The 21283-nt window shown below is 46.0% G+C and carries 18 protein-coding genes; 10 read left to right on the top strand and 8 right to left on the bottom strand.

Annotated elements, in window-relative coordinates; genetic code table 11:
- The first annotated feature begins 101 nt into the window (after positions 1–101).
- From AAAU26_RS13810 to AAAU26_RS13860, 10 genes are all read left to right on the top strand, one after another.
- Entirely contained in the window at positions 102–446 is a 345-nt protein-coding gene (locus tag AAAU26_RS13810; protein ID WP_198957774.1) for a helix-turn-helix domain-containing protein, read from the top strand.
- 4 nt (positions 447–450) lie between these two features.
- Positions 451–1218: a 23S rRNA (adenine(2058)-N(6))-methyltransferase Erm(B) gene (erm(B), locus tag AAAU26_RS13815; protein WP_255420040.1), complete on the top strand. Its 768-nt coding sequence runs from the start codon at positions 451–453 to the stop codon at positions 1216–1218.
- A gap of 12 nt (positions 1219–1230) precedes the next feature.
- Positions 1231–1416, top strand: coding sequence for an epsilon antitoxin (locus AAAU26_RS13820; RefSeq protein ID WP_002293774.1), 186 nt, complete (start codon positions 1231–1233; stop codon positions 1414–1416).
- A gap of 1 nt (position 1417) precedes the next feature.
- Positions 1418–1579 carry a hypothetical protein gene (locus AAAU26_RS13825; RefSeq protein WP_002304403.1) on the top strand — a complete coding sequence of 54 codons (162 nt, stop codon included), beginning with the start codon at positions 1418–1420 and terminating at the stop codon, positions 1577–1579.
- Between the two features lie 47 nt (positions 1580–1626).
- Complete coding sequence (locus AAAU26_RS13830; RefSeq protein WP_002304402.1) at positions 1627–2172, top strand: P-loop nucleotide/nucleoside kinase family protein; 546 nt, start codon at positions 1627–1629, stop codon at positions 2170–2172.
- A 1093-nt stretch (positions 2173–3265) separates the two neighbouring features.
- Positions 3266–4135 carry a hypothetical protein gene (locus tag AAAU26_RS13840; RefSeq protein ID WP_002578944.1) on the top strand — a complete coding sequence of 290 codons (870 nt, stop codon included), beginning with the start codon at positions 3266–3268 and terminating at the stop codon, positions 4133–4135.
- A gap of 19 nt (positions 4136–4154) precedes the next feature.
- Positions 4155–5195, top strand: coding sequence for a hypothetical protein (locus AAAU26_RS13845; RefSeq protein WP_002304399.1), 1041 nt, complete (start codon positions 4155–4157; stop codon positions 5193–5195).
- 9 nt (positions 5196–5204) lie between these two features.
- The gene (locus tag AAAU26_RS13850) at positions 5205–5459 is read left to right on the top strand and encodes a hypothetical protein (RefSeq protein WP_002588965.1); all 255 of its coding nucleotides are present in this window, start codon (positions 5205–5207) and stop codon (positions 5457–5459) included.
- Between the two features lie 16 nt (positions 5460–5475).
- Positions 5476–5739: a DUF1292 domain-containing protein gene (locus tag AAAU26_RS13855; RefSeq protein ID WP_002304397.1), complete on the top strand. Its 264-nt coding sequence runs from the start codon at positions 5476–5478 to the stop codon at positions 5737–5739.
- A gap of 49 nt (positions 5740–5788) precedes the next feature.
- On the top strand, positions 5789–6658 hold the full coding sequence (locus AAAU26_RS13860; protein WP_002588966.1) for a zinc metalloprotease HtpX: 870 nt from the start codon (positions 5789–5791) through the stop codon (positions 6656–6658).
- Positions 6659–6936: 278 nt separating this feature from the next.
- Here the strand turns inward: AAAU26_RS13860 and AAAU26_RS13865 are convergent, their stop codons facing one another.
- The 8 genes from AAAU26_RS13865 to AAAU26_RS13910 all read right to left on the bottom strand — a co-directional run bounded on the left by AAAU26_RS13865 (position 6937) and on the right by AAAU26_RS13910 (position 21224).
- The gene (locus AAAU26_RS13865) at positions 6937–8349 is read right to left on the bottom strand and encodes a relaxase/mobilization nuclease domain-containing protein (RefSeq protein WP_002578945.1); all 1413 of its coding nucleotides are present in this window, start codon (positions 8347–8349) and stop codon (positions 6937–6939) included.
- 62 nt (positions 8350–8411) lie between these two features.
- Entirely contained in the window at positions 8412–8696 is a 285-nt protein-coding gene (locus AAAU26_RS13870; protein WP_002578946.1) for a hypothetical protein, read from the bottom strand.
- Between the two features lie 116 nt (positions 8697–8812).
- Positions 8813–9145 carry a plasmid mobilization protein gene (locus tag AAAU26_RS13875; RefSeq protein WP_002578947.1) on the bottom strand — a complete coding sequence of 111 codons (333 nt, stop codon included), beginning with the start codon at positions 9143–9145 and terminating at the stop codon, positions 8813–8815.
- On the bottom strand, positions 9145–17475 hold the full coding sequence (locus AAAU26_RS13880; protein ID WP_002304391.1) for an LPD11 domain-containing protein: 8331 nt from the start codon (positions 17473–17475) through the stop codon (positions 9145–9147). The genes AAAU26_RS13875 and AAAU26_RS13880 overlap by 1 nt, the downstream gene beginning before the upstream one ends.
- Before the next feature lie 18 nt (positions 17476–17493).
- A complete protein-coding gene (locus AAAU26_RS13895; RefSeq protein WP_002578948.1) occupies positions 17494–17700 on the bottom strand; it encodes a transposon-transfer assisting family protein in 207 nt (68 codons plus the stop codon).
- On the bottom strand, positions 17697–18293 hold the full coding sequence (locus AAAU26_RS13900) for a YodL domain-containing protein (protein WP_002304389.1): 597 nt from the start codon (positions 18291–18293) through the stop codon (positions 17697–17699). The genes AAAU26_RS13895 and AAAU26_RS13900 overlap by 4 nt, the downstream gene beginning before the upstream one ends.
- A gap of 13 nt (positions 18294–18306) precedes the next feature.
- Entirely contained in the window at positions 18307–19152 is an 846-nt protein-coding gene (locus AAAU26_RS13905) for an LPD16 domain-containing protein (RefSeq protein ID WP_002304387.1), read from the bottom strand.
- A complete protein-coding gene (locus tag AAAU26_RS13910) occupies positions 19149–21224 on the bottom strand; it encodes a DNA topoisomerase 3 (protein ID WP_002578949.1) in 2076 nt (691 codons plus the stop codon). The genes AAAU26_RS13905 and AAAU26_RS13910 overlap by 4 nt, the downstream gene beginning before the upstream one ends.
- Positions 21225–21283 lie beyond the last annotated feature (59 nt).

Consider the following 21283-nt stretch of genomic DNA (forward strand, 5'->3'; position numbering starts at 1 on the left):
CGACAATTTGTAAAATAAAGATATAAACTAAAAAAAACAGAGAAGAATGCGATTCGTGGAGTAATGTACTCTACGAAAGAGTATACCCAGGAGGAGATTTATTGATTCAATTTGTAGGGCGAGATGCTTATAAGCAGTTTTGGAATTTTAGTAAAGATGAGAAAGAGAACTTGGCCACTCAATTGGCGATTGAGTTACCCGCACTCAGAGGAAAAGTTGGTGCATCACAAGAAGAAATTGCTTCGGCTGTTGGTATTTCACGACAAACTTATAGTGCCTACGAAAATCGGACACGCCCAATTCCATGGAGTTTATATCTAGCACTATTGTTTTATTTTGATTACATTCCAAGTACACATTATATGATTCGCCAGCTTGAATTATTCCCAAATGAATTAGACGAATGTTGGTTAGCTGGTAGAGTTTTTATTGAGGAAGAAAAATGAGCGAATATTCACAGCAAATAAAAAGGGATATTACATGAACAAAAATATAAAATATTCTCAAAACTTTTTAACGAGTGAAAAAGTACTCAACCAAATAATAAAACAATTGAATTTAAAAGAAACCGATACCGTTTACGAAATTGGAACAGGTAAAGGGCATTTAACGACGAAACTGGCTAAAATAAGTAAACAGGTAACGTCTATTGAATTAGACAGTCATCTATTCAACTTATCGTCAGAAAAATTAAAACTGAATACTCGTGTCACTTTAATTCACCAAGATATTCTACAGTTTCAATTCCCTAACAAACAGAGGTATAAAATTGTTGGGAGTATTCCTTACCATTTAAGCACACAAATTATTAAAAAAGTGGTTTTTGAAAGCCATGCGTCTGACATCTATCTGATTGTTGAAGAAGGATTCTACAAGCGTACCTTGGATATTCACCGAACACTAGGGTTGCTCTTGCACACTCAAGTCTCGATTCAGCAATTGCTTAAGCTGCCAGCGGAATGCTTTCATCCTAAACCAAAAGTAAACAGTGTCTTAATAAAACTTACCCGCCATACCACAGATGTTCCAGATAAATATTGGAAGCTATATACGTACTTTGTTTCAAAATGGGTCAATCGAGAATATCGTCAACTGTTTACTAAAAATCAGTTTCATCAAGCAATGAAACACGCCAAAGTAAACAATTTAAGTACCGTTACTTATGAGCAAGTATTGTCTATTTTTAATAGTTATCTATTATTTAACGGGAGGAAATAATTAAACTATGTTTTGAACCATGAATTAAATAAAAATGACTCTCAATTATTGGAAGTCAATTTATTAAACCAATTAAAGCTTGCAAAACGTGTAAATCTTTTTGATTATTCTTTAGAAGAATTACAAGCCGTTCATGAGTATTGGCGGTCAATGAATCGTTACTCAAAACAAGTTTTGAATAAAGAGAAAGTGGCTTAATATGGCAAATATAGTCAATTTTACTGACAAACAGTTTGAGAATCGCTTAAATGATAATTTAGAAGAATTGGTTCAAGTAAAAAAGCGGTTGAATCGCCAACCGCTTTTTTACTTGGTGGGCAATCAGGGTCAGGGAAAACCAGTTTGCGAAGAAGATGATTGAGCAGGCAGGAACAAAGTGATAAATTCAAATTGTGAGGGAAAATACAGATGAATCAAGGAAGAATTATTGTGATTACAGGCTCACCGGGGACAGGAAAAACAACAACTGCGTCAATTGTCGCAAAGGAATCAGATATGGATAAATCAGTGCATATGCACACCGATGACTTTTTTCATTACTTAAGCAAAGGCGCAATACCACCACATTTGCCAGAATCCAACAAGCAAAATCTGGTTGTCATTGAAGCCTTTTTAGAAGCTGCAAAGCGATATGCTCGTGGCGGATATGATGTAATTGTAGATGGGATTGTCGGGCCATGGTTTTTGGAGCCATGGAAAGCTCTTGCCCAAGAAGATTACGAGGTACACTATATTGTATTAAGAGCGAGTAAAAAAGAAACTATGAAGCGAGCTGTGGAACGCTCAAAATTAGATAGAAAAACAAATATTGAATTAGTGGAAACAATGTGGGAGCAATTTTCCGGTTTGGGGATATATGAATCAAATGTCATAGACACAACTACATTCACAATTAAAGATACGGTTTCCGCAATAAAAGAAAGAGTTGCATGTGGGACGTCTTTACTATCTTAGACATTCCCATTTGTCAGGAAGATAGCAAAGCCAGCCGAGCCAGTCAACGGTCAAGATGAACGGCGCATTTCATGCGCCGCCGTTGACAGTCACGCCCGTCTTTGCTAAAAAGTAATCAAGGCGGGAAAGCCCTAAAATGGCTTCCCGCCCATTTCAATTTTTAGAAAAGAAACGCTCCAAAATCAGAAAGAGAGCGTCCAAGCACTTTGAGGGATTGGCCGCCTTGTCCACCCATTCAGCGGGACAGCGGGCGGAGGTCAAGGCCGGGTGTAAACCCGTTCATTTCAGCTTAGAAACCCTTCATAAAACGGGCTTATTTAGCGATATAAGGCTTTATAATAGAGAAGGAGTGAAACTTCTATTCAAGTTTAGAAACGCCTTCCATTAGTCCGAAAGAGACCTTAGAAAGAGAATTAAATCGTAAAGTATCAGGGAAAGAAATTCAACCGACTTTGGAGAGAATAGAGCAAAAAATGGTTCAAAATCAACACCAAGAAACCCCTGAATTTAAAGCAATTCAACAAAAATTGGAAAGCTTGCAGCTACCTACACCACCAATACCCAAAACACCTAAACTTCCAGGACTTTAAACCTTAAAAAAGGAAAAGAGTAGTTACCAAAAAACGGTAACTACTCTTTTTTTATAAAAACCTTTCCTCATGTTTGAAAAGCTGATCGAGAAATAAAGCACACAACGGTATTCTTTCTTTTTTCAGTTGGTACATTTTGCAGTCTGTAACGTGTCATTTACTGTTTGTTACCTTAACATATCCAGTCGAAAACACAAGGGTATATAAACGAGCAAGCTCGCCCTTGTGTTTTCTTTGTGTCTATGTTGCGTTCTCGTCACAGCAAACGACACGAACACACTGGCGAAAATGAACCAACAAAACGAAAAAAGAAAGGAGCGTATACTTCACAGACGGTGTTAAGGATACTTACCAGATGAAACCGTACATTGCACCGACCGCTGCTGAGTTGGAACAATTTCTTTCCTCTCTAAATTAAATCTTGCCGAAGCAGTGATGTGTCAGACTTTCCTGACACATCGCCGCTTTGCACTTCACAAAATCCGCTGCCAGGAGGTGATGAAATGAGTATGGTAAATGCTGACTCCGTTCAGCTATTCGCAATGCTGAAAAAAATGCAGGATTCCATTTCCTCCATCGAAACTACCAAAAAATCTGTAAAGATGAAATATGAACAGTTAGGTGCTGGATGGCAAGATAAAAAATACAACGAGTTGGGCGTGGTTGTAAGAGACTGCAACAAGGCTCTCAATGACATATTGGTAATTATGCTTCAAGCAGAAAAATATGTGGCTTTACTCGCCAAGAGCCTTAGTGAATACGAAAGTGTTCAACTAGGATCTACAAATGGAATATCTGCAAGCACACCTCAGACCAGTAGTTTTGCTGTTACACCATCAAGTGCAGATACAACCACCTTTGAGTCAAATACCTTTGGTTCTAATCTTGCATTTGTTCAAGACAGACTATCAGCTGAACGATATTTTTCCCGTGGAAATCACTATGAAGAATATCGAGATTATTGGGAGAACGGGAACTATACCTTTTCTCGAAATGAAAATCCAGAACTCGTATACGTTAGAGCAAGGGATATTGAAGGAGTTTATCTCAGTGACCGAGAACTTGGGAACCCGGAAGGATTTTGGACACGGAATGGTCGAGAGGGATGGTCGAGAGAAAACATTCTAAGGCGAGCTTCGCACATCCAAGATGTTCGTCAAAATACTGAGTCAGGAATGTCTTTGGATGAGCTTTCACAAAACCCAGTGTTAGATGATACCATTCGTAGCTATTACAATAATCCTGTCCAGGTTGCGCAGGTAGGTTCTTATTATGTATTTCAGAGTGATGGGCGACATCGAACACTTGCAGCTCAATCGCTTGATACATATATCCCGGTTTTAGTAACAGGTAGCTACACTCGAAATGATTAACAAATGAGGAGGTGAGTGTTTGAGCAACGTAAATGCTGATGCAACTCAATTACTGACAATACTGAAAAATATGCGGACCTCCATTTCTTCTATCGAAACTACAAGAAGTTCTGTGAAGATGAAATATCAGCAATTGGGAATTGGATGGAATGACAAGAAGTACGATGAGCTGGGAACTATCGTAAAAGATTGCAACAAAGCCCTGAATGATATTTTACAGATTATGCTTCAGGCCGAAAAATACGTTGCTTCACTTGCCAAAAGTGTACAAGAATATGATAATGTTAATTTGGACACTCCTTCTGCACGAAATTCTTTCCTCCAGGGTCTGCAAACACCTAATGTTGGTAATTCGTCTTATCAGTATTGCCTTGGCGTGCTAACCCAAGGTAGCACACCAGACGGATATATCGCTGTTATATCACAACGCCATGAAAATGCAGAGCAGAATGTCAGAGAAGTGTTTGACCATTTCGCTGGTAAACTGATGATACAAGATTCTGAATATCCACCGGATCAGACAGCACATTACTCACCGGGAAATTATATAGGGCATTCACGAGGAGTCTACTACAATGCAGCTTCTGATATGACAAATCCAAGAGGTGCAGGAACAACTTATTTCCACGAGCTTGCTCACATGATCGACCATGCTTCGTGCAACTATCGGAGCAATCTATCCAATACTCCAGAATTTGCTGAGGCACTGGTTGAGGACGGACAAAGAATCCTGAGCTTATATAACAATCTTCCAGTGGAAAAGCAAACTGCTTTTCTGACCCGTATTAGGCAGGATTCAGCTCACTCCTTCTCGGACTTAATTGATGCGACAACAAATGGTCAATTGCACGGAAATTATGGTCACTCAAGGAACTATTGGACGAGACCGGGCAATCTACAAGCAGAAGCCTTTGCCCACTTTTTTGAAGCGTCTATGGGAGACCAAGGCAAATTAGAGCTATTAGCAAATTTCTTTCCTACAGCGTTTGGTATTTTTTCTTCAATGATTGATTCTATTAGACCAGATAATCATGTTAGGGTCTTGAGCAGAGAAAGGTAGGTGCATACAATGGACAAAAACAAGAGCGTTGCAGATTTTATGAATAGCTTCCTTAATACACCTGAACCGAAAATTGATAATGAGTATTATGAAATCGAAGAACAGTATTTTCGGCAATTCGGTCATGGTGTCCCAAGGGAAATGTTGCCTGATAGCATTTCAACGGAACAAATTAAACAAGCCATGAAAAAATGCATTCTTTCCAAAAAGGATAATCTCTTTGAACTATTAGGCATCATTATCAACGATAATTATTTATATTAAGAAAAGGAACGACGACATGGATGAAGACAACATTATAACTTTGAATGATGAGAATGGGAACGAAGTTGAATTTGAATTTCTTGACTTAATACCGTATCGCCAGAACGAATATGTTGTCCTGCTTCCTATTGGAGATTCGGATGGGCAAGTTGTTATTTTGCAGCTGAAAGAAATTGACGATGAAACAGAAGAATATGTTGGTGTTGAAAACGAATTTGTGTTAGAGACTGTCTTTGCTCTGTTCAAAGAGCGAAACAAAGATTTCTTTACATTTGAGTAATTAAACAATGCAAGCTCAAACCAACAACACGATAAAAGGGGGGTGCATTATGGATATTTGGCATCGTGTAGGCAGAATTGTTCGCTTCTCAAACTTAGGAACTCTTCTGTTCTTTACTCTTAATATTCTGCTGATTGTTGCTGTGTTCGGTTCGTCAGGAAGCATTGTTGAACTGATTTGTATTTACTTTTTCACAGTAGCTATCAGCTTATCCCCATTAGGCGAAATGTGCCTGGCTGCCTTCGCAGGAGCAAGCGATATAAAAAGAGTAGATATAAAACTTCGAGTTGTCCCGCTGGTTCAATATGTTTTAGATAAAGCAAAAGAGAACACATCATACTGTCCTAAAAAAGTGAAAGTGAAGATTATCCATGATCCTGCTCCAAATGCATTTGCTCTAGGTAGGCAAACACTATGCATAACTGACGGATTGCTTTTACTCTCCGATGATATGATACTTGGAATTCTCGCCCATGAGATCGGACATCTCTCATACGGACATACTGTTATCCAATTATTGATTGGCGGGGGCAATATATTTATATCCGGGTGCCTCCTGTTAATCAAAATATCCTACTGGATTTTTTCTGCAATCATGGGGCTGTTCGCAATATGCTCTCGTAGTGGTGTAATGGGTATAATTACCGCAGTTTTCGCAGGAATATCAACAGCACTTTCTTGGTTATGGGTAAAGTTCTGTATGCTTTTTCTGATGTGGTCTATGAGACAAAATGAGTATCTGGCTGATGAATTTGCTTATAAAATTGGTTTTGGTCTTGAATTAGCGACGGTATTAGACCAACATATCTCAGATGTTCCGCATGATGGTTTTCTCAGTGCAATATACTCAACTCATCCATGCAACGATGATAGGGTTGCAGCATTGCAAAATTTAGGTGTACCCTATTCTCGATACTAAATTCATAATCTCACAAATTGGCAAGCAGTGTAAACCTGTACAGGTTCACTCATTTTCTCGATTTTCCCTTCGGTGCAATCTTCGCAAATTTGCTTGTTGGGGAAGCATCCCCAATCCCCTTTGAACATCATCTGCCGATGATGGCTACACGATTTTCAATCGTTTCTCAAAGAACAGTAGAATAAAAATTTGCCAATGGTTGAAAGCACCGAAATCGAAAAGCAAAAAAGCAGCCACGATCCGCACCCTTTGGGGAGTGCAGACCGTGGCTTTTTGCTTTAACGGAAGTTCTTCTTTTCCTCTTTCTCTTTCTCTTTTTCCTGCTCTTTCTGCCTGTCGATATTCAAAATCGTTTCAACCGTCCGTTTGGCAATCAGCAGTTCTTCTTTCTCTTTTCTGATCTGACGGTACTCAGCGTAGTCCTGCTTTTTCTGGACTGCCAGCTGATGAAACTCCTCATACAATGATTGCATGGACGGGAGCTTTGTAATCTGCAATTCATCAAAGGCTTGCTTCGCCGCTTTATGAATTGTGATTTCCTGACGGTGTTCTTCAAAGAATTTTTTGCTATATCCAGACTTGCGGTACTCGATATAAATTTGCCTTGTGTTGCGATAATTTTTGATGTGCTGCTGCAACGCCTGAACCTCAACCATACGTTTCTCTGCGACCTTGATAGAATCAGAAAGCGCATCGAACCGGGCAGACAGATTTTCAATATGAGCAGTCAGATCGTCGTAGTTGCCCAAGCCTTTTTCTTTCAGTAGGATTACCGTTCGGGCAGCTTCTTTTCGGTTGAACTTCTTCGCCCACTTTTCATAACCGACCGTCTTGCCCTCGGCCATCTTTGCCTGAATATCAATCAGCATCTGGAACTGCTTCGGGGCAGGAGCCTTGGCAGAGCCGCCTTTTGATTTGTGCAGGTTCTTGCCGGAGATAACCGCTTGAATTTCCTCTTTGCTATATCCTTCGCCCAGGGAACGCAGCCGAATGAAACGCTTCTGATTCTCGCCCTTGAACGCAGGCTGCTTTCCATCCTTGAACTCAAATCCCATGTCAGCCAGAGCCTGAACAAAGCCATCAAAGCTCTTTGGTTTCTGCTTCAGCACCGCATCAATCGCATCACATAATTCGTCACGCTGGGTACGCTTCTTGGGATAAACAGTTCTTTTCTGGCGCTCCCGATACGGCTTCGGTGTAATAATGGACAGCCCGTGTTCCAGGCAAACCATATCACTGAGTCTTTGCACCGCCAGACCGGAAAGAAAGAAGTTTTTGAATTTCCGTGTGGCATCCAGCGAGGTCGAATTATAAATGATATGATTGTGAATGTGGGATTTGTCGATGTGGGTCGCAACGATGAAAGCGTGTTTTCCCTTTGTCCATCGCATCGCTGTTTCATAGCCGACTTGGTTCGCTTCTTCCGGGGTGATTTCTCCCGGCTTAAAGGACTGGCGTATCTGGTATGCGATGATATTGTTCTTCTGCTGTCTGCCGGTAATATGCTGATACTGCCGTTTGGAAAGCAGAAATTCCTCATCTGCTGTCTTTGGATCACACTCATAGGAACTGATAAATTCGCCATCATTGGTTTTTGCGGCATTTTGTGAGTAGTCGGTTCTGTCTGCCAAACATTGAGCGACCGTCTTTCCCTTATTCACATGGAGTGCAATCAATCTTGTCGCTGCCATTCCCATCACTTCCTTCCCAAAAAGAAAAAGCCACCGGTCGGTGACTTTTCTCTGATATTATCTTATGACCTGATAAATGCTCCCAGACTTTCTCCAATATTCTCGACTTTCATAACAGCCCAGACGAGCAAGAACACCGCTGCTATTGTCGCAATTCCAAGAACCACAAGAATAAGCAGGGACTGCCACAAAGCCTTTACAATGCAGTAAATCGCAGATCCGCCAATGACCAAGAGCAATAAACCAATTACATAGGACACAACATTTGTAAGCAGATTTCCAAGAATGCAAATCACTTTTACAACGAACAGCACCGGCAGTGCCAATATCTTCAATACCAGCTTCATAGGCTCAACCCCTTTCTTTTAATTATATTGTACAAGGGTATCTGCCATAACGCAATGATGTCAACCCTTATGTAAAAGCCGCAGCCGAAACTGCGACTTCCCAACAAGTTGTCGGATTACTGGATTGAGGACAGGCGAACAAGAACTTCTCTCATGTCCGTCCAGATCTCCTCCAGCCGTTTTTGCAAATCCTCAATGTCAGCACGATAGATGCTGCCTGTTTCGTTCGCTCGCTTTGCGTACTGGTTCAGGTTGTTGGAGCAGATTCGCAGGAGCGAAACCAGGGCTTTCACATCCTGCAAATCCAGTCTGATACAGTAACCATCCAGAGCCATTTTCCGCAGATAGGCTCCCATGCTGCGGATGCCAAGCTCGTCCATCTTCTCATGGATTCGCTCGACCTCCTCCTTGGATGCAAGGAAATGAACATCCTGATCTCGCTTTGCCATTACAACACCTCCTCACGGGTTTCAGAGTATTTTGCAGGCGGGATATGCTCCGCTTTGGATTTCAGATCAGCCAACACAGAAGGACGCTCTGACTCGCTTCTTTCGTCACGATTTTCCACAGAGTCCTCCATATTCAGGGCTGCATCCAGTTCTGCCAGTCGCTGACTTTTGGCTGTCAGCTCTGCTTCCTGCGGGAACGGTTTTCCAACCTCCGCCTTGGCTGCTTCCTGCTGATTGTAGAGATTATTCAACTGCTCATTGGCTCGTTCTAAGCGCTCAAGGATGCCTGCAAGGGCATTGTCCAGTCGGGTGATATTTCCTCGTGCGTCCGTTCCAAGGGCTACTCTGTGGCTCACAGCGCCCTTCAGGGTCACATCGAACTCGTTCCGGAAACTGTCAAACGAAAGCTCCATCTGAAAGCCACGGTAACTGCCAAGAGGAACCGGATCGGCACTTTTCGTGTCCTTACAAGCCGCAAGGAGGATTTCACCGGCATCTGCCTTTTCGGTGTAGGCTTTGCCCATGATTTCCATGCCGCAAAAGCCATCGGCAATCTGCGGGTGTGCTTCCACGGTTTTAATATCAGCTTCAAAGCCATGAATATAGCCTGTCTGCTTTTCAATCTCAGCCGGGAAGTATTTCAGAAGCTTATCTTCCATACGGTACTGCTGGCTCTGGTGGTCAGCTTTCAGCACCTTCAGCCTTGCCACATCAATGTCCAAGTCCATCTTTTCCTTGATAAGCGGATTGCCGGCACACAGCGCCTTGATCTCCGCATAGGACAGCGCCTGCTCATCCACATCGTCACAGGAGCGAACCGGTGATTTGGAGGTCATAATCTGAGAAATAAACTTCTGCTTGTTTTCCAAGGTCTGATACAGGTAGGCATCGAAGGTTCCCTCGGTCACATACTGATACACCTGAACCTCTTTGTTCCGGTTGCCCTGACGGATGATACGACCGTTTCTCTGGGTCATATCAGACGGACGCCAACCCACATCCAAGTGGTGAACTGCCACCAATTTGTCCTGGACGTTGGTTCCTGCACCCATCTTTTGCGTACTGCCAAGAAGCACTCGCACCTGCCCGGTACGAACCTTGGCAAAGAGGTCTTTTTTCTTTGCCTCGGTATCTGCATCATGGATAAAGGCAACTTCTTCCGCAGGCACACCGTTTGCAATCAGCTTGGTTTTGACATCATCATAGACATTGAAGGTTCCATCATTTTTCGGTGTGCTAAGGTCGCAGAACACCAACTGGGTCAATTTGTCAGCCTGACCGTCCTGCCAGATACGCAGGATATTTCCCACGCAGGCATTGAGCTTGCTGTCAGGGTCATCGGGTAACAGGGTGTTCATTAGCCGCTGATCCAGTCCCAATTTTCGTCCGTCGCTGGTAATCTTGAGCATATTATCGACGGACGGGTCTACAATACCGGCATGAACATCTGCTGCTCTCTCTGAAAGGGAAGCCACCATATCCTTCTGGTACTCAGAGGGCTGAACCACAACCGTTTCAAACTTTGCTTCGGGAACAGGGAGATGCAACTGGTCAGAGGTCTTGATGTCGGCAACCTCCTTGAACATATTCATCAGTTCAGGCAGGTTGAAGAACTTCGCAAATCGGGTTCTGGCACGATAGCCGGTTCCCTCCGGTGCAAGCTCAATCGCAGTTGTTGTTTCTCCGAAGGTCGATGCCCAGGAATCAAAATGGGTCAGGTTCTTTTGCTGGAGCGTACTGTACTGGAGATAGCGCATGACCGTATAAAGCTCGGTCATCGAGTTACTTACTGGAGTACCGGTTGCAAAGATCACACCACGCCCGCCGGTCAGCTCATCCATATAGCGGCACTTCATAAACATATCCGAAGATTTCTGGGCTTCGGAGGTGGACAGACCTGCCACATTTCGCATTTTTGTGTAGAGGAACAAATTCTTGAACGCATGGCTTTCGTCCACAAACAGCCGGTCTACACCCAACTGCTCAAAGGTAATGACATCATCTTTCTTGTCAGCGGCAAGGAGCTTGTCCAGTCTGGCTTCCAATGATTTTCGTGTTTTCTCCATCTGCTTGATCGTGAAGTTTTCGCCACGCTGCCATTTCAGCTCCGCAATCGCACCCTCGATCTCATCAATCTGCTCCCGCAGCTGCCGTTCCTGTCGTTCGGCAGAAAGCGGGATTTTTTCAAACTGGCTGTGACCGATGATGACTGCATCATAGTCACCCGTTGCGATACGAGCGCAGAACTTCTTACGGTTTGCTGTTTCAAAATCCTTCTTGGTGGCAACAAGGAGCTTGGCACTCGGATAGAGGTGCAGGAACTCGTTTGCCCACTGTAAGGTCAAGTGATTCGGCACAACGAACAGGGATTTCTGGCTCAATCCAAGCCGTTTACTCTCCATAGCCGATGCAGCCATCTCGAAGGTCTTGCCCGCACCAACTTCGTGTGCAAGCAGCGTATTTCCACCATATAGCACATGAGCGATAGCATTTCTCTGGTGTTCACGGAGGGTAATATCCGGGTTCATGCCGCCGAAACGGATATGAGAGCCATCATACTCACGAGGTCTGGTGGAGTTAAAAAGTTCGTTGTACTTGGTGGAAAGGGTTTCTCGTCTGTGCGGATCTCTCCAAATCCAATCTCGGAACGCATCCTTGATTGCCTGCTGTTTCTGCTGTGCCAGGGTAGTTTCTTTTTTATTGAGGACACGCTTCTGCTTACCATCTGCATCTTCAATCGTATCATAGATACGAATATCCTTCAGATTCAGCGTTTCCTCCAGAATCCGATATGCGTTGGCTCGCTCTGTACCGTAGGTGACATACGCCGCCACATCGTTGTAGTTGGGAGAACTCTTACCGTTGATGCGCCACTCTGCGGTCAGCTCGGAGAACTTGACCTCAATGGAACGGCGCAAGTAATACGGCGTTTCAAAGGTTTCCTCCATGAACTGCTGAATATAATCGGCATCAATCCATGTTGCACCCAAACGCACATCAATCTCGGACGCATCCAAGTCCTTCGGCTGTGCTTTCTGCAAGGCTTCCACATTGATGTGGAAGGAAGAATCCCTGTCTGCCGCCATCTGTGCGACACGCAGCTTGCTTCTTACATCACCGGAAAGGTAATCATCGGCAGTCTGCCATCCAACTTCCACAGCATCGGGAGCCATCGGGTCTTTGAAGATCACCCCTCGAAGCTCTGCCTGAATCGCATCGTATTCTCCAGGTGTTCCAAGCAGCTGTGCCATAAACGGCAAATCCACCTTGCCACGCTCACCGATAGAGATTGCCAGAGCTTCGGACGGCGTATCCACGCTCGTCACTCTGCGTTCCGGCTTGATGGTTCGCTTGGTGAACATATCCGCCTTGCTTTTCAGATTGCCGTCCTCATCCACATTTTCCAGAGAACACAGGAGATAGTAGGAGGAATCGTCAGCAAATGCCTGACCATTGGCTCGATTATTGATAAGCCCGTTCTTTGCGGCAAACGCATCGTAGGCATCATTCAGTTCTGCCTGTTTCTGAGTAATCATTTCATCCGGGTAATCCTCAAGCTGATATTCGATCAGCTCGTTGACGATACCACGAAGTTCCACCATGCCCATCACACGGTCTTTTGCTTTCTCATTCAGGTCTACACGGCGCATCAGGGAGTTTTCACGGAAGTACACATTGCCATCCACCACGGTATAAGAGAAATTCTTTACATCCGGGGTTGCAGGAATGGTTTCGATTTCCTTACCCTTGTCAGCTTCGGGAAGCTCCACAGCCTGATAGGTTCCTTGGATGTGGGAAACTGCTTCTTTCAGAAGTTCGGACAGTTCCATGCCCTCAATGGGACGCACTGTAATGTCCATGCCGTAGGCGGTACTTTCTTCCACCGTATCGCCCAGAACCATTTCAGGATGAGCGACAAAGTAGCTGTTCATGGTGTGTCCTTCTTCGGTGCGGTCAAGGTTTACCCATTCCGGTACAATGTCAATCGGATGGTCACGCTTTTGCAGGAACAGGATGTCGGACACGACTTCCGTGCCTGCGTTTTTCTTAAAGGCATCGTTTGGCAGACGGATTGCACCAAGCAGTTCCGCCCTCTGCGCCATATATCGCCTTGCGTCAGAGTTCTTGGAATCCATGGTGTAACGGCTTGTCACAAAAGCGACCACACCACCGGGACGAACCTGATCCAAAGCCTTGGCAAAGAAATAGTTGTGAATGGAGAATCCCAGCTTGTCATACGGCTTGTCGGACACTTTGTAGTTGCCGAAAGGGACATTACCCACAGCCAGATCGTAAAAGTCTCGGCGGTCTGTCGTTTCAAAACCGGCTACTTTGATTTCTGCGTTGGGATAGAGCTTCTGAGCAATTCTGCCGGTGATGGAATCCAGTTCCACACCATACAAACGGCTGCTCTGCATTTCAGGAGGGAGCATACCAAAGAAGTTGCCGATACCCATAGCAGGCTCCAGAATATTTCCTGTTTCAAAGCCCATCTGTCCGACCGCATCGTAGATGGAGCGAATGACCGTAGGGCTGGTGTAATGTGCGTTCAGGGTGGAAGCTCTTGCCGCAGCATATTCATCTTCGGAAAGCAGGTTTTTCAGTGTCTGATACTCCTTCGCCCAATTTCCCTTGTCCGGGTCAAAGGCATCTGCCAGACCGCCCCAACCGACATAATTCGACAAAATCTCCTGTTCTTCGGTAGTGGCGTTCCTGTTCTCGCTTTCCAGTTTGAACAGAGTTTCAATGGCTGCGATGTTTCTTGCGAATTTCTGCTTCGGTCCACCTTCACCGATGTTGTCATCCGTGATGTGGAAGTTCACCGCAGGAACAGGTGGGATTTCTCTGGTGGTGATGGACTGCTCAAGCTGAGCGATAATGTCCATGACTTCGGCATTCTGCCATCCGTCCACCTGGGCATAATCCTGAATGATGGTGTCCTTTCCATCTACGCACTGTACGAAGTCCAGACTACCCGGCAGATCTCTGGTATTCATTGCACCCAGGGCTTTTCTCTGCGTGTCAGGAAGTGCATAGTAGGCTCGCAGGGCATCATCAAAGGAACTGTATTCCTTGATGTCCAGCGCACCCCGCTTCTGAATGTCCTCGGCAACATAAAAATGATCGATGAAGTGTTCCGGTTCCTGCTGTTCGGGTTCCGCACTGGCTCTGACCTGTGCGTGTGCCTTTTCGTCAGGGTAGTCCCCATAGATACGGATGCACTTATGCTCCTGCTGATCGTAAACGGCAGCACCATCGTACTTGAATCCGTCATCCTCCATGGTTCCGTCCACATAGCCCTGGGCAGCTTTTTCCGCTTCTTCCAGAGTGTAGTAGTCCAGTTTATCATCGAAGCCGTTTTCAAAGTGATGGTAGGCGGCAACCAGATAGCGGGGAGCCATGCGCTCCTCGTAGCTGTTAATCATCTCAGGTGTCAGCCATTCTGGTTTGTCGGGAATCATTTCATACAGCTCACGCATCTTGGCAATCTGTGCATGGCGGTTGCCTGCCCACAGATGCTTTTCGCTGTGCTGTCCTGCACCAAGGAAGTATTCGCAGTCCATACGCAGACGGTCTAACAGCTGATACTCAGGGGTGTAGTCCCTCGGTTCGGTTTTGCCCAGAAAATCCTCTGTAACGGGCTTTTCTTCGGTTTGGGCATCAACCCTTACCGCATGGTTTCTTTCGTCCTGAGAGAGCATACGCTCGAAATTCTCACGATTCTCGGCACGGAAGATGGGATAAGCAAGCGTAGGGTCACGCAGCTGAACTTCTCTGTCCGTGATCTGCTCCACACGGAAAGCTGTATCGTCCAGATATACCGTGTCACCGACCTGATAATTCCATTTCGGTTCCTCGGAAGCAGATGCTTCCACAACTTCGGCAGGCTCTGCCACAGGCGCTTCTGGCTGAACCGACTCCATCGCAGCTACGGACTGACGAACTTCCTCCAAATAGTCATTGGCAAGCCATTCGTCCGTGAAGTATTCCGTAACGCCTTCCGGGTCTACATAGTAGTCATCGGTCTGATTATCCCAGATCGCATACTCGCCATCCTCGGTATCAATCACTGCGAAACGGTCATAAACATCTTCCAACGGATCAGTTTTAGCTTCTTCGATAGCCTGTCGTTCCGCTTCTTCCTCCGGGCTGAGGTAGCGTCCCTTTCGTATCAGACCGTCGATTCTCTGCACCACCTGCGCCCAGGACATCTGCAATTTATCGCAACCGCTCTTGGTGTAAGCAACACCCTTGGCATCGTGATCCTGACCGCTGTGCGTTGCACCAGAGCAGGCATGGGAATGACCACCGGTTCCGTATTCATGCTTCAGGAAGTCCATCTTTTCCTTGGCAGAATGATTCTCCTGCCAGTAGTTATAAATACGGGCTTTACCACCGGAAAAGCCGCTTCCACGGGTCAAGTCTGCATTGACTTCATCATCCGTAATGAACTGGCGGACAAGGGGCATCTGCATCATATCGGTCTGATACTCACGCAAAGGCATATTCAACTCATACAGCTGTTTCTGAATGAGATTCAGCTTGTGATAGTGAAAACGAAGCAGATCGGGATTTTCCGCAAGGGTTTTTCTAAATTCCGAATACTGCTGTACCAAGGTTGCGTGGAAACGAGGGTCATCCAACTTTTCAGCCAAGTCTGCGGTTTCGTCAGGGAAACCACGAAACGGTTCCTGATGAAGAATTGCCAGATAGTTGCTGGAACGGGCTTCTTCACTCAAATCGTGATAAAGATGCCACAGGGATTCTGCCAACTTCTGACGCTCATATCCGGATGCTTCTACCAGTTCCACATTAGTTGCGAACCGACCATTTTCAAGCAGTTCTCCAATGCGCTCGGCAACCGTTTCCCAAGAAACGATCTGCGCTCTGGGGCTGTCAATGGCAGAGGAACCTTTGGCAAGGTGGATACCGTCCTCGGCATACCACGCACAGATATTCCCGCTATCTTCTTTCAGACCATAGCCGCCGTGATAGACCTGCTTTAAGGTCTGAACGATTTCTTCCAACGGCTTCTGCTTCATATATTCCAGCGCTACGACTTTTCGGGCTTCATCGGTATTGCTACCAAGCAGAAGGAAGTGGTCGATTTCTTCCTGGGCAAAAGAAAAAGCAGAGGGCGTAAAGCTCTCTGCTCGGTCGATAAAACTGATTTGTTCATTTTCGGAGAGGAAAAGGTTCAGACTCAGCTGTTGATAAGCTCCGTCATCACGACTTCCTCCGCCTGTGCTTTCAGGCTGTTCATGTGCTGCACCCACGCCATCTGCTGCGTTTCCTTGTCCGGTGCGGGGCTGTCCTTCAGGTACTGCTCCATCAGAAACTCCACTCTGGCTTTCGCTGTTTCCTCGATCTCCCACAGGTGCGGGAACAGGCTCTCCGTCAGAATCATGTCGTTCAGGAGCATCGGATTGTTCTGTTCCAAAAATGCTCGACGCATCCTGCCGTACTTGCCCAGAGGTTTCTCTCCCTCGTTCTCCAACTGAAGGTTCGGAATCTGATAATCTCCGGCCTGTCTGTAAGTCATCTCGCTCATAATCTGTACTCCTTTCGGTAGCTTTAATCTGCTCATGTTCTCCAATCGCTTTTTCGATTTCCTGAAACATCCTTGTGCTGATGGCATTCACCGCAGTACCAAGGGCATTTACCGTCTGTCTGGTGTTAAAATCAAACACCTTCTGGAAATCCTCATGCTCGAAGTAGTTGTCGGGACTTTCCACGAACCGGCAATACATCGTATAGGATACGCTGTTTGCCACCGCATTTTTGAAAGCTACTTCGATGTTGAGTTCATCATACTCCTCAAGGAAGCTGTTGGCAACGATGTCGAGGAACTGCTTTTTGTAATCGTCCCAATACTCAGCCGCCAGTGCGGATGCAATATCTTCAAGCTGTGCTTCCAGTACCCCGTCAGCGGCAACACCGAAGGTACGCTCCATCGCTTCCATGACATAGGAGCGGTTTTCAGGCGTCACCTCCCACGGTTTCAGTTCCGGGGAAGAACGGCGAACGCCGGTATCCGCCACATCAAACACATAGCGCAGATACGGTTTATCCCTGTTCATCACAAACAGAGCAATGCCGGTAGAGCCACGCTTTACATATCTGCGGTAATTTTCAGCGTTCCAGTCCTCATAGGGCTTGCAAAAGGTCGCATTGGGGCGCTGAGCATAAATCATCACCTGTTCCGGATAGGTGAACTCATAGTTGCGGGACATCGTTCTCAAAAACGAAGTCCAGTTATCTGTGTTCGAGGTGATTTTCCCAATCGTTTCTTTTGCTAATCCGGAATAAAATCGCTCTTTTGCGTTCATTGTATCCCTCCAATCCTATCAATCCGGATAAAGGTTCAGCTTCTCAAAGGCGGCATCGTCCATGGCTGAAACTTTACGGAGAACCGAGTCTGCCAAAGCAAAAAGCTCTGACTCGTCCTCCGAAAGCTGTTCCTTCATCAGTGTCAGTGCTTCACACAGCCCTGACCTTGTGCCAGGGCTGTAAAGCATCATCATGTTCCGCTCATCCTGTGTGAAATCCATCATTCAATCTCCCTTTCCGGGTGGCTCTTGGGCGGCTTATGGGAAACATCCGGCACGGGCTTTTCCTTTAACTGCTCCAACACCGAAGGACGTTCCTCTAATCCGGACGCTTTTCCGTTATTGATGATACCGTCAATCATCCCATAATCATCTTCCATTGCCATCTCTGCGTTTTTCAGGTAGTTTTCGGACTTCATAAAGTTTTCCAGCTTCTGAAACCCAACAGAATCTACATAGTGAAAGGATACCTCACCGACTACCTTTAAGGCTACGATGTCGCTGACCGACATACTGTGACCACGGAAATCATCCGGGTGGTCAATATTGAACTTTACATACAAATCTTCCAGCTGCCGATTCACATCCTCGGACATAGAAATGGAGCCATGATAGACCACCTCGTAACGGTCAATCTCAGGCTCCATTTCTTTCTTCTGAAGGTAGCTGTAATTTGCAAACATGAGCGGGATATTATCGTCTACATCTTCCCGCAGCTGAAGAATCGCATAGGAATCCGTGGGGCTTTCCAGAAAAGCAACCATTCTGTCATCCGGGGTGGTATTTCCGTGAACATCATCCCATTTTTCGTTTTTCATATCCGTGTCCTCCTTATCGTTCAGGCTCTTTGCGTTTGGGAGAGGGACTGGCAGGCGCAGCTTTTTCTGCGGCCTGTGCCAGTTTTTCCATGACCGACTCACGCTTCGGAGAGTCGAGCTTATCCAGCTGACTTTTCAGCACTTTGGCAACCTCAACCGCAGTTTCCTCACGGGCTTCTTCAATGGCTGTATTCAGGAACTCACGATACGGAGCCGTATTACCAGCGGCAAGATCTGCCTTGATTTCTTGGATATGCGCCTGCACATCATCGACCTGATCCATATATTCATAGGGGTCGAAGTTCTCTGCAAAACGGTCGAGCTTAAAAGCAAGCTCAGCGATAGGGTCATTGACCACCACCGCCTGTCTGCCGACTTCAAAAGCCTGCTCCATGACATCCTCATAGAACATTGCCCGCAGTTCCCGGCGCTCCAGCCCGAAGGATTCCAGAATATCCCGGCGGACTTCGAGCATGGACAGTTCAGGGTTATCAACCTGACCGCCATCAATCTCGTTGTAGTTTTCATCCAACAGGGTGTAGTCGTAACCATCTTCGCAGGTCTGCACCGCAAGGATTCTATCCTTTCCGACCTTCCATGCGGCTTCATCGCCCATAATCTCAGGCTCCGGCATATAGCTTGCGCCGTTGCGCTCCATAATTTCTGCAAACTGGCAGATATGAAACACATTGTATCCGATCTGCGTATGATACTCGTCAATGAAGGTGCAGGGCTTCACAACCATTTCATCCGGGTAGTGAATCTGCACACAGCTGCCATCGGGGATATGAAACAAATCCTTATAATGGCTGTCGATAAATCGGATTTCCTTACCATCCGGGTTGTACTCATTTGTCATTTGCGCTTTCCTCCATTTTCAAATTCCATACTGAACTTCGTTTTGCCATCATCTGATACCTCCATAAAGACGGTGGCATCAAAGGTGTTGCCCGTTCTTTCGGACTTGCAATTCTTGAGCTTTACCTTGCCGGAACCAAGCAATTTCTGCGCCGTGGCAGAAGTCATGCTCTTGCCGATGCTCGCAAAGTAGCGATTGTTTTTCCAGAGGGCAAATTTGCAAGCTCTGTTGGAACAGAAAAATGCCTTGGCTTTGTCCTCTACAGCACTGCCGCAGAGCGGGCATTTGCCGATAGAATTGGCTTCTTTCGACATCATAACCTCGGAATCACGGATTACTTCATAGTTCTGAATCAGACCGGCAATCACATCTTTGATCTCGTCCATAAAGTCCTCGCTGGCATATTCGCCTTTCTCAATGAGCAACAATTTTTCTTCCCAATCCGCCGTCATGGATGGGGACTGAATCTGTTCCGGCATGACTGTTACCAGAGCCGTACCCTTGTGGGTCGGAATCAGGTGTTTGGTTTTCTTATCACCCTTACGCTCCAGAAAACCGATGCGAACCAGCTTCTCAATGATACCGGCACGGGTCGCAGGCGTTCCCAAACCTTTGCGCTCCACCTCATCAGGCATTTCGTCCGCACCGGCAGTTTCCATAGCAGAAAGCAGAGTATCCTCGGTAAAGTGTTTAGGGGGAGATGTTTTCCCTTCCTTGATTTCCGTGCCGCTGACGGTCATTTCGTCACCAACGGAAACAGAAGGGAGTGTCTGCACGTTTTCGTCGGATTTTGTCGAATCATTTTTCTGAACCAGAGCTTTCCATCCATCCTGCACAACAGTTTTGCCTTTGGTGGAAAACACGGTACCGCCACAGTCCAGCTCAATAACTGTCTCTGCGTATCGGTGCGGATCGCCAACAGCTACGCACAACCGATTCGAGATCAGTTGCAAAATTGCAAGTTCACCCTTGGGAAGTTCGCTCAGATTGCATTTCTGCAATTCTCTGGTCGGAATGATGGCATGGTGATCTGTGACCTTTTTGTTATTCACAACCTGCTCTGCATGAACTGGTATGTTATCCACATCCTCCACGGGGAATGTGTGGAAAGCCAGCTTTACGAGGTCGGTCAGGCTATGTGCCATATCTTCCGTCAGAAACCTGCTGTCGGTACGGGGATAAGTGACCAGTTTCTTTTCATAGAGGTTCTGCGTGTAGTCCAAGGTCTGCTGTGCCGTGTAGCCAAGCACACGGTTGGCTTCTCTCTGTAAACTGGTCAGGTCATAGAGCGCAGGCGGCTTTTCTGTTTTCTCCTTACATTCAGCTTTCTGAACGATTGCCACCGAACAGCTTTGTTTGACAGCTTCGGCTGCTGCCTTGGTTTTGAAGCGTTCGCTTGCAGCCGTAAAACCATCCAATCCAATCTGAACTGTGTAGAACAGTTCAGGCTTGAATGCGGAAATGGCAGCTTCTCGCATAACAGCCATAGCAAGGGTAGGGGTCATAACACGACCAACATTCAGGGTCTGCCCGTAAAGGGTCGAAAAAAGTCGAGTAGCGTTAATACCAACAATCCAGTCGGCTCGTTCTCGACACAGTGCTGCTTCATACAAAGCATCATATTCCGTTCCAGACCTGAGATTTTCAAAGCCCTCCTTGATTGCTACATCTTCCATCGAGGAAATCCAAAGCCGCTCAAACGGCTTTCTGCACCCGGCTTTGTGGTACACCAACCGAAAGATCAGCTCGCCCTCACGACCGGCATCTGTTGCACACACAAGACTCGCAACATCTTCTCTGGCCATGAGCTTTTTCAGAATCCCAAACTGTTTTTTCGTACCGGCAGAAACCTCATACTGCCAGTCCATCGGGAAGATAGGAAGGTCTGCATAAGCCCATTTGCTGTACTTCGCATCATAGACTTCCGGCTGTGCCAGCTCCACCAAATGCCCTACACACCAGCTGACCACATATCCGTTTCCCTCTAAGTAGCCATCCTCACGCTTGGCAGCACCTAACACTTTGGCAATACTCTGTGCAACCGAAGGCTTTTCAGCCAAAACTAATTTCATTTGCATCTGCTCCTTTCACAAAAAAATAAGCAGCCACACACCGTAGTGCATGACTGCTA

The sequence above is a fragment of the Faecalibacterium longum genome, assembly GCF_040094125.1.
GTDB classification, from domain to species: Bacteria; Bacillota; Clostridia; order Oscillospirales; family Ruminococcaceae; genus Faecalibacterium; species Faecalibacterium longum.

Bases quoted from the DNA above. Each gene is read 5' to 3' on its own strand.
- AAAU26_RS13825 (WP_002304403.1), top strand. From the start codon at position 1,418: ATGGCAAATATAGTCAATTTTACTGACAAACAGTTTGAGAATCGCTTA.
- AAAU26_RS13830 (WP_002304402.1), top strand. From the start codon at position 1,627: ATGAATCAAGGAAGAATTATTGTGATTACAGGCTCACCGGGGACAGGA.
- AAAU26_RS13840 (WP_002578944.1), top strand. From the start codon at position 3,266: ATGAGTATGGTAAATGCTGACTCCGTTCAGCTATTCGCAATGCTGAAA.
- AAAU26_RS13850 (WP_002588965.1), top strand. From the start codon at position 5,205: ATGGACAAAAACAAGAGCGTTGCAGATTTTATGAATAGCTTCCTTAAT.
- AAAU26_RS13855 (WP_002304397.1), top strand. From the start codon at position 5,476: ATGGATGAAGACAACATTATAACTTTGAATGATGAGAATGGGAACGAA.
- AAAU26_RS13860 (WP_002588966.1), top strand. From the start codon at position 5,789: ATGGATATTTGGCATCGTGTAGGCAGAATTGTTCGCTTCTCAAACTTA.
- AAAU26_RS13865 (WP_002578945.1), bottom strand. From the start codon at position 8,349: ATGGCAGCGACAAGATTGATTGCACTCCATGTGAATAAGGGAAAGACG.
- AAAU26_RS13870 (WP_002578946.1), bottom strand. From the start codon at position 8,696: ATGAAGCTGGTATTGAAGATATTGGCACTGCCGGTGCTGTTCGTTGTA.
- AAAU26_RS13875 (WP_002578947.1), bottom strand. From the start codon at position 9,145: ATGGCAAAGCGAGATCAGGATGTTCATTTCCTTGCATCCAAGGAGGAG.
- AAAU26_RS13880 (WP_002304391.1), bottom strand. From the start codon at position 17,475: ATGAACGCAAAAGAGCGATTTTATTCCGGATTAGCAAAAGAAACGATT.
- AAAU26_RS13895 (WP_002578948.1), bottom strand. From the start codon at position 17,700: ATGATGGATTTCACACAGGATGAGCGGAACATGATGATGCTTTACAGC.
- AAAU26_RS13900 (WP_002304389.1), bottom strand. From the start codon at position 18,293: ATGAAAAACGAAAAATGGGATGATGTTCACGGAAATACCACCCCGGAT.
- AAAU26_RS13905 (WP_002304387.1), bottom strand. From the start codon at position 19,152: ATGACAAATGAGTACAACCCGGATGGTAAGGAAATCCGATTTATCGAC.
- AAAU26_RS13910 (WP_002578949.1), bottom strand. From the start codon at position 21,224: ATGAAATTAGTTTTGGCTGAAAAGCCTTCGGTTGCACAGAGTATTGCC.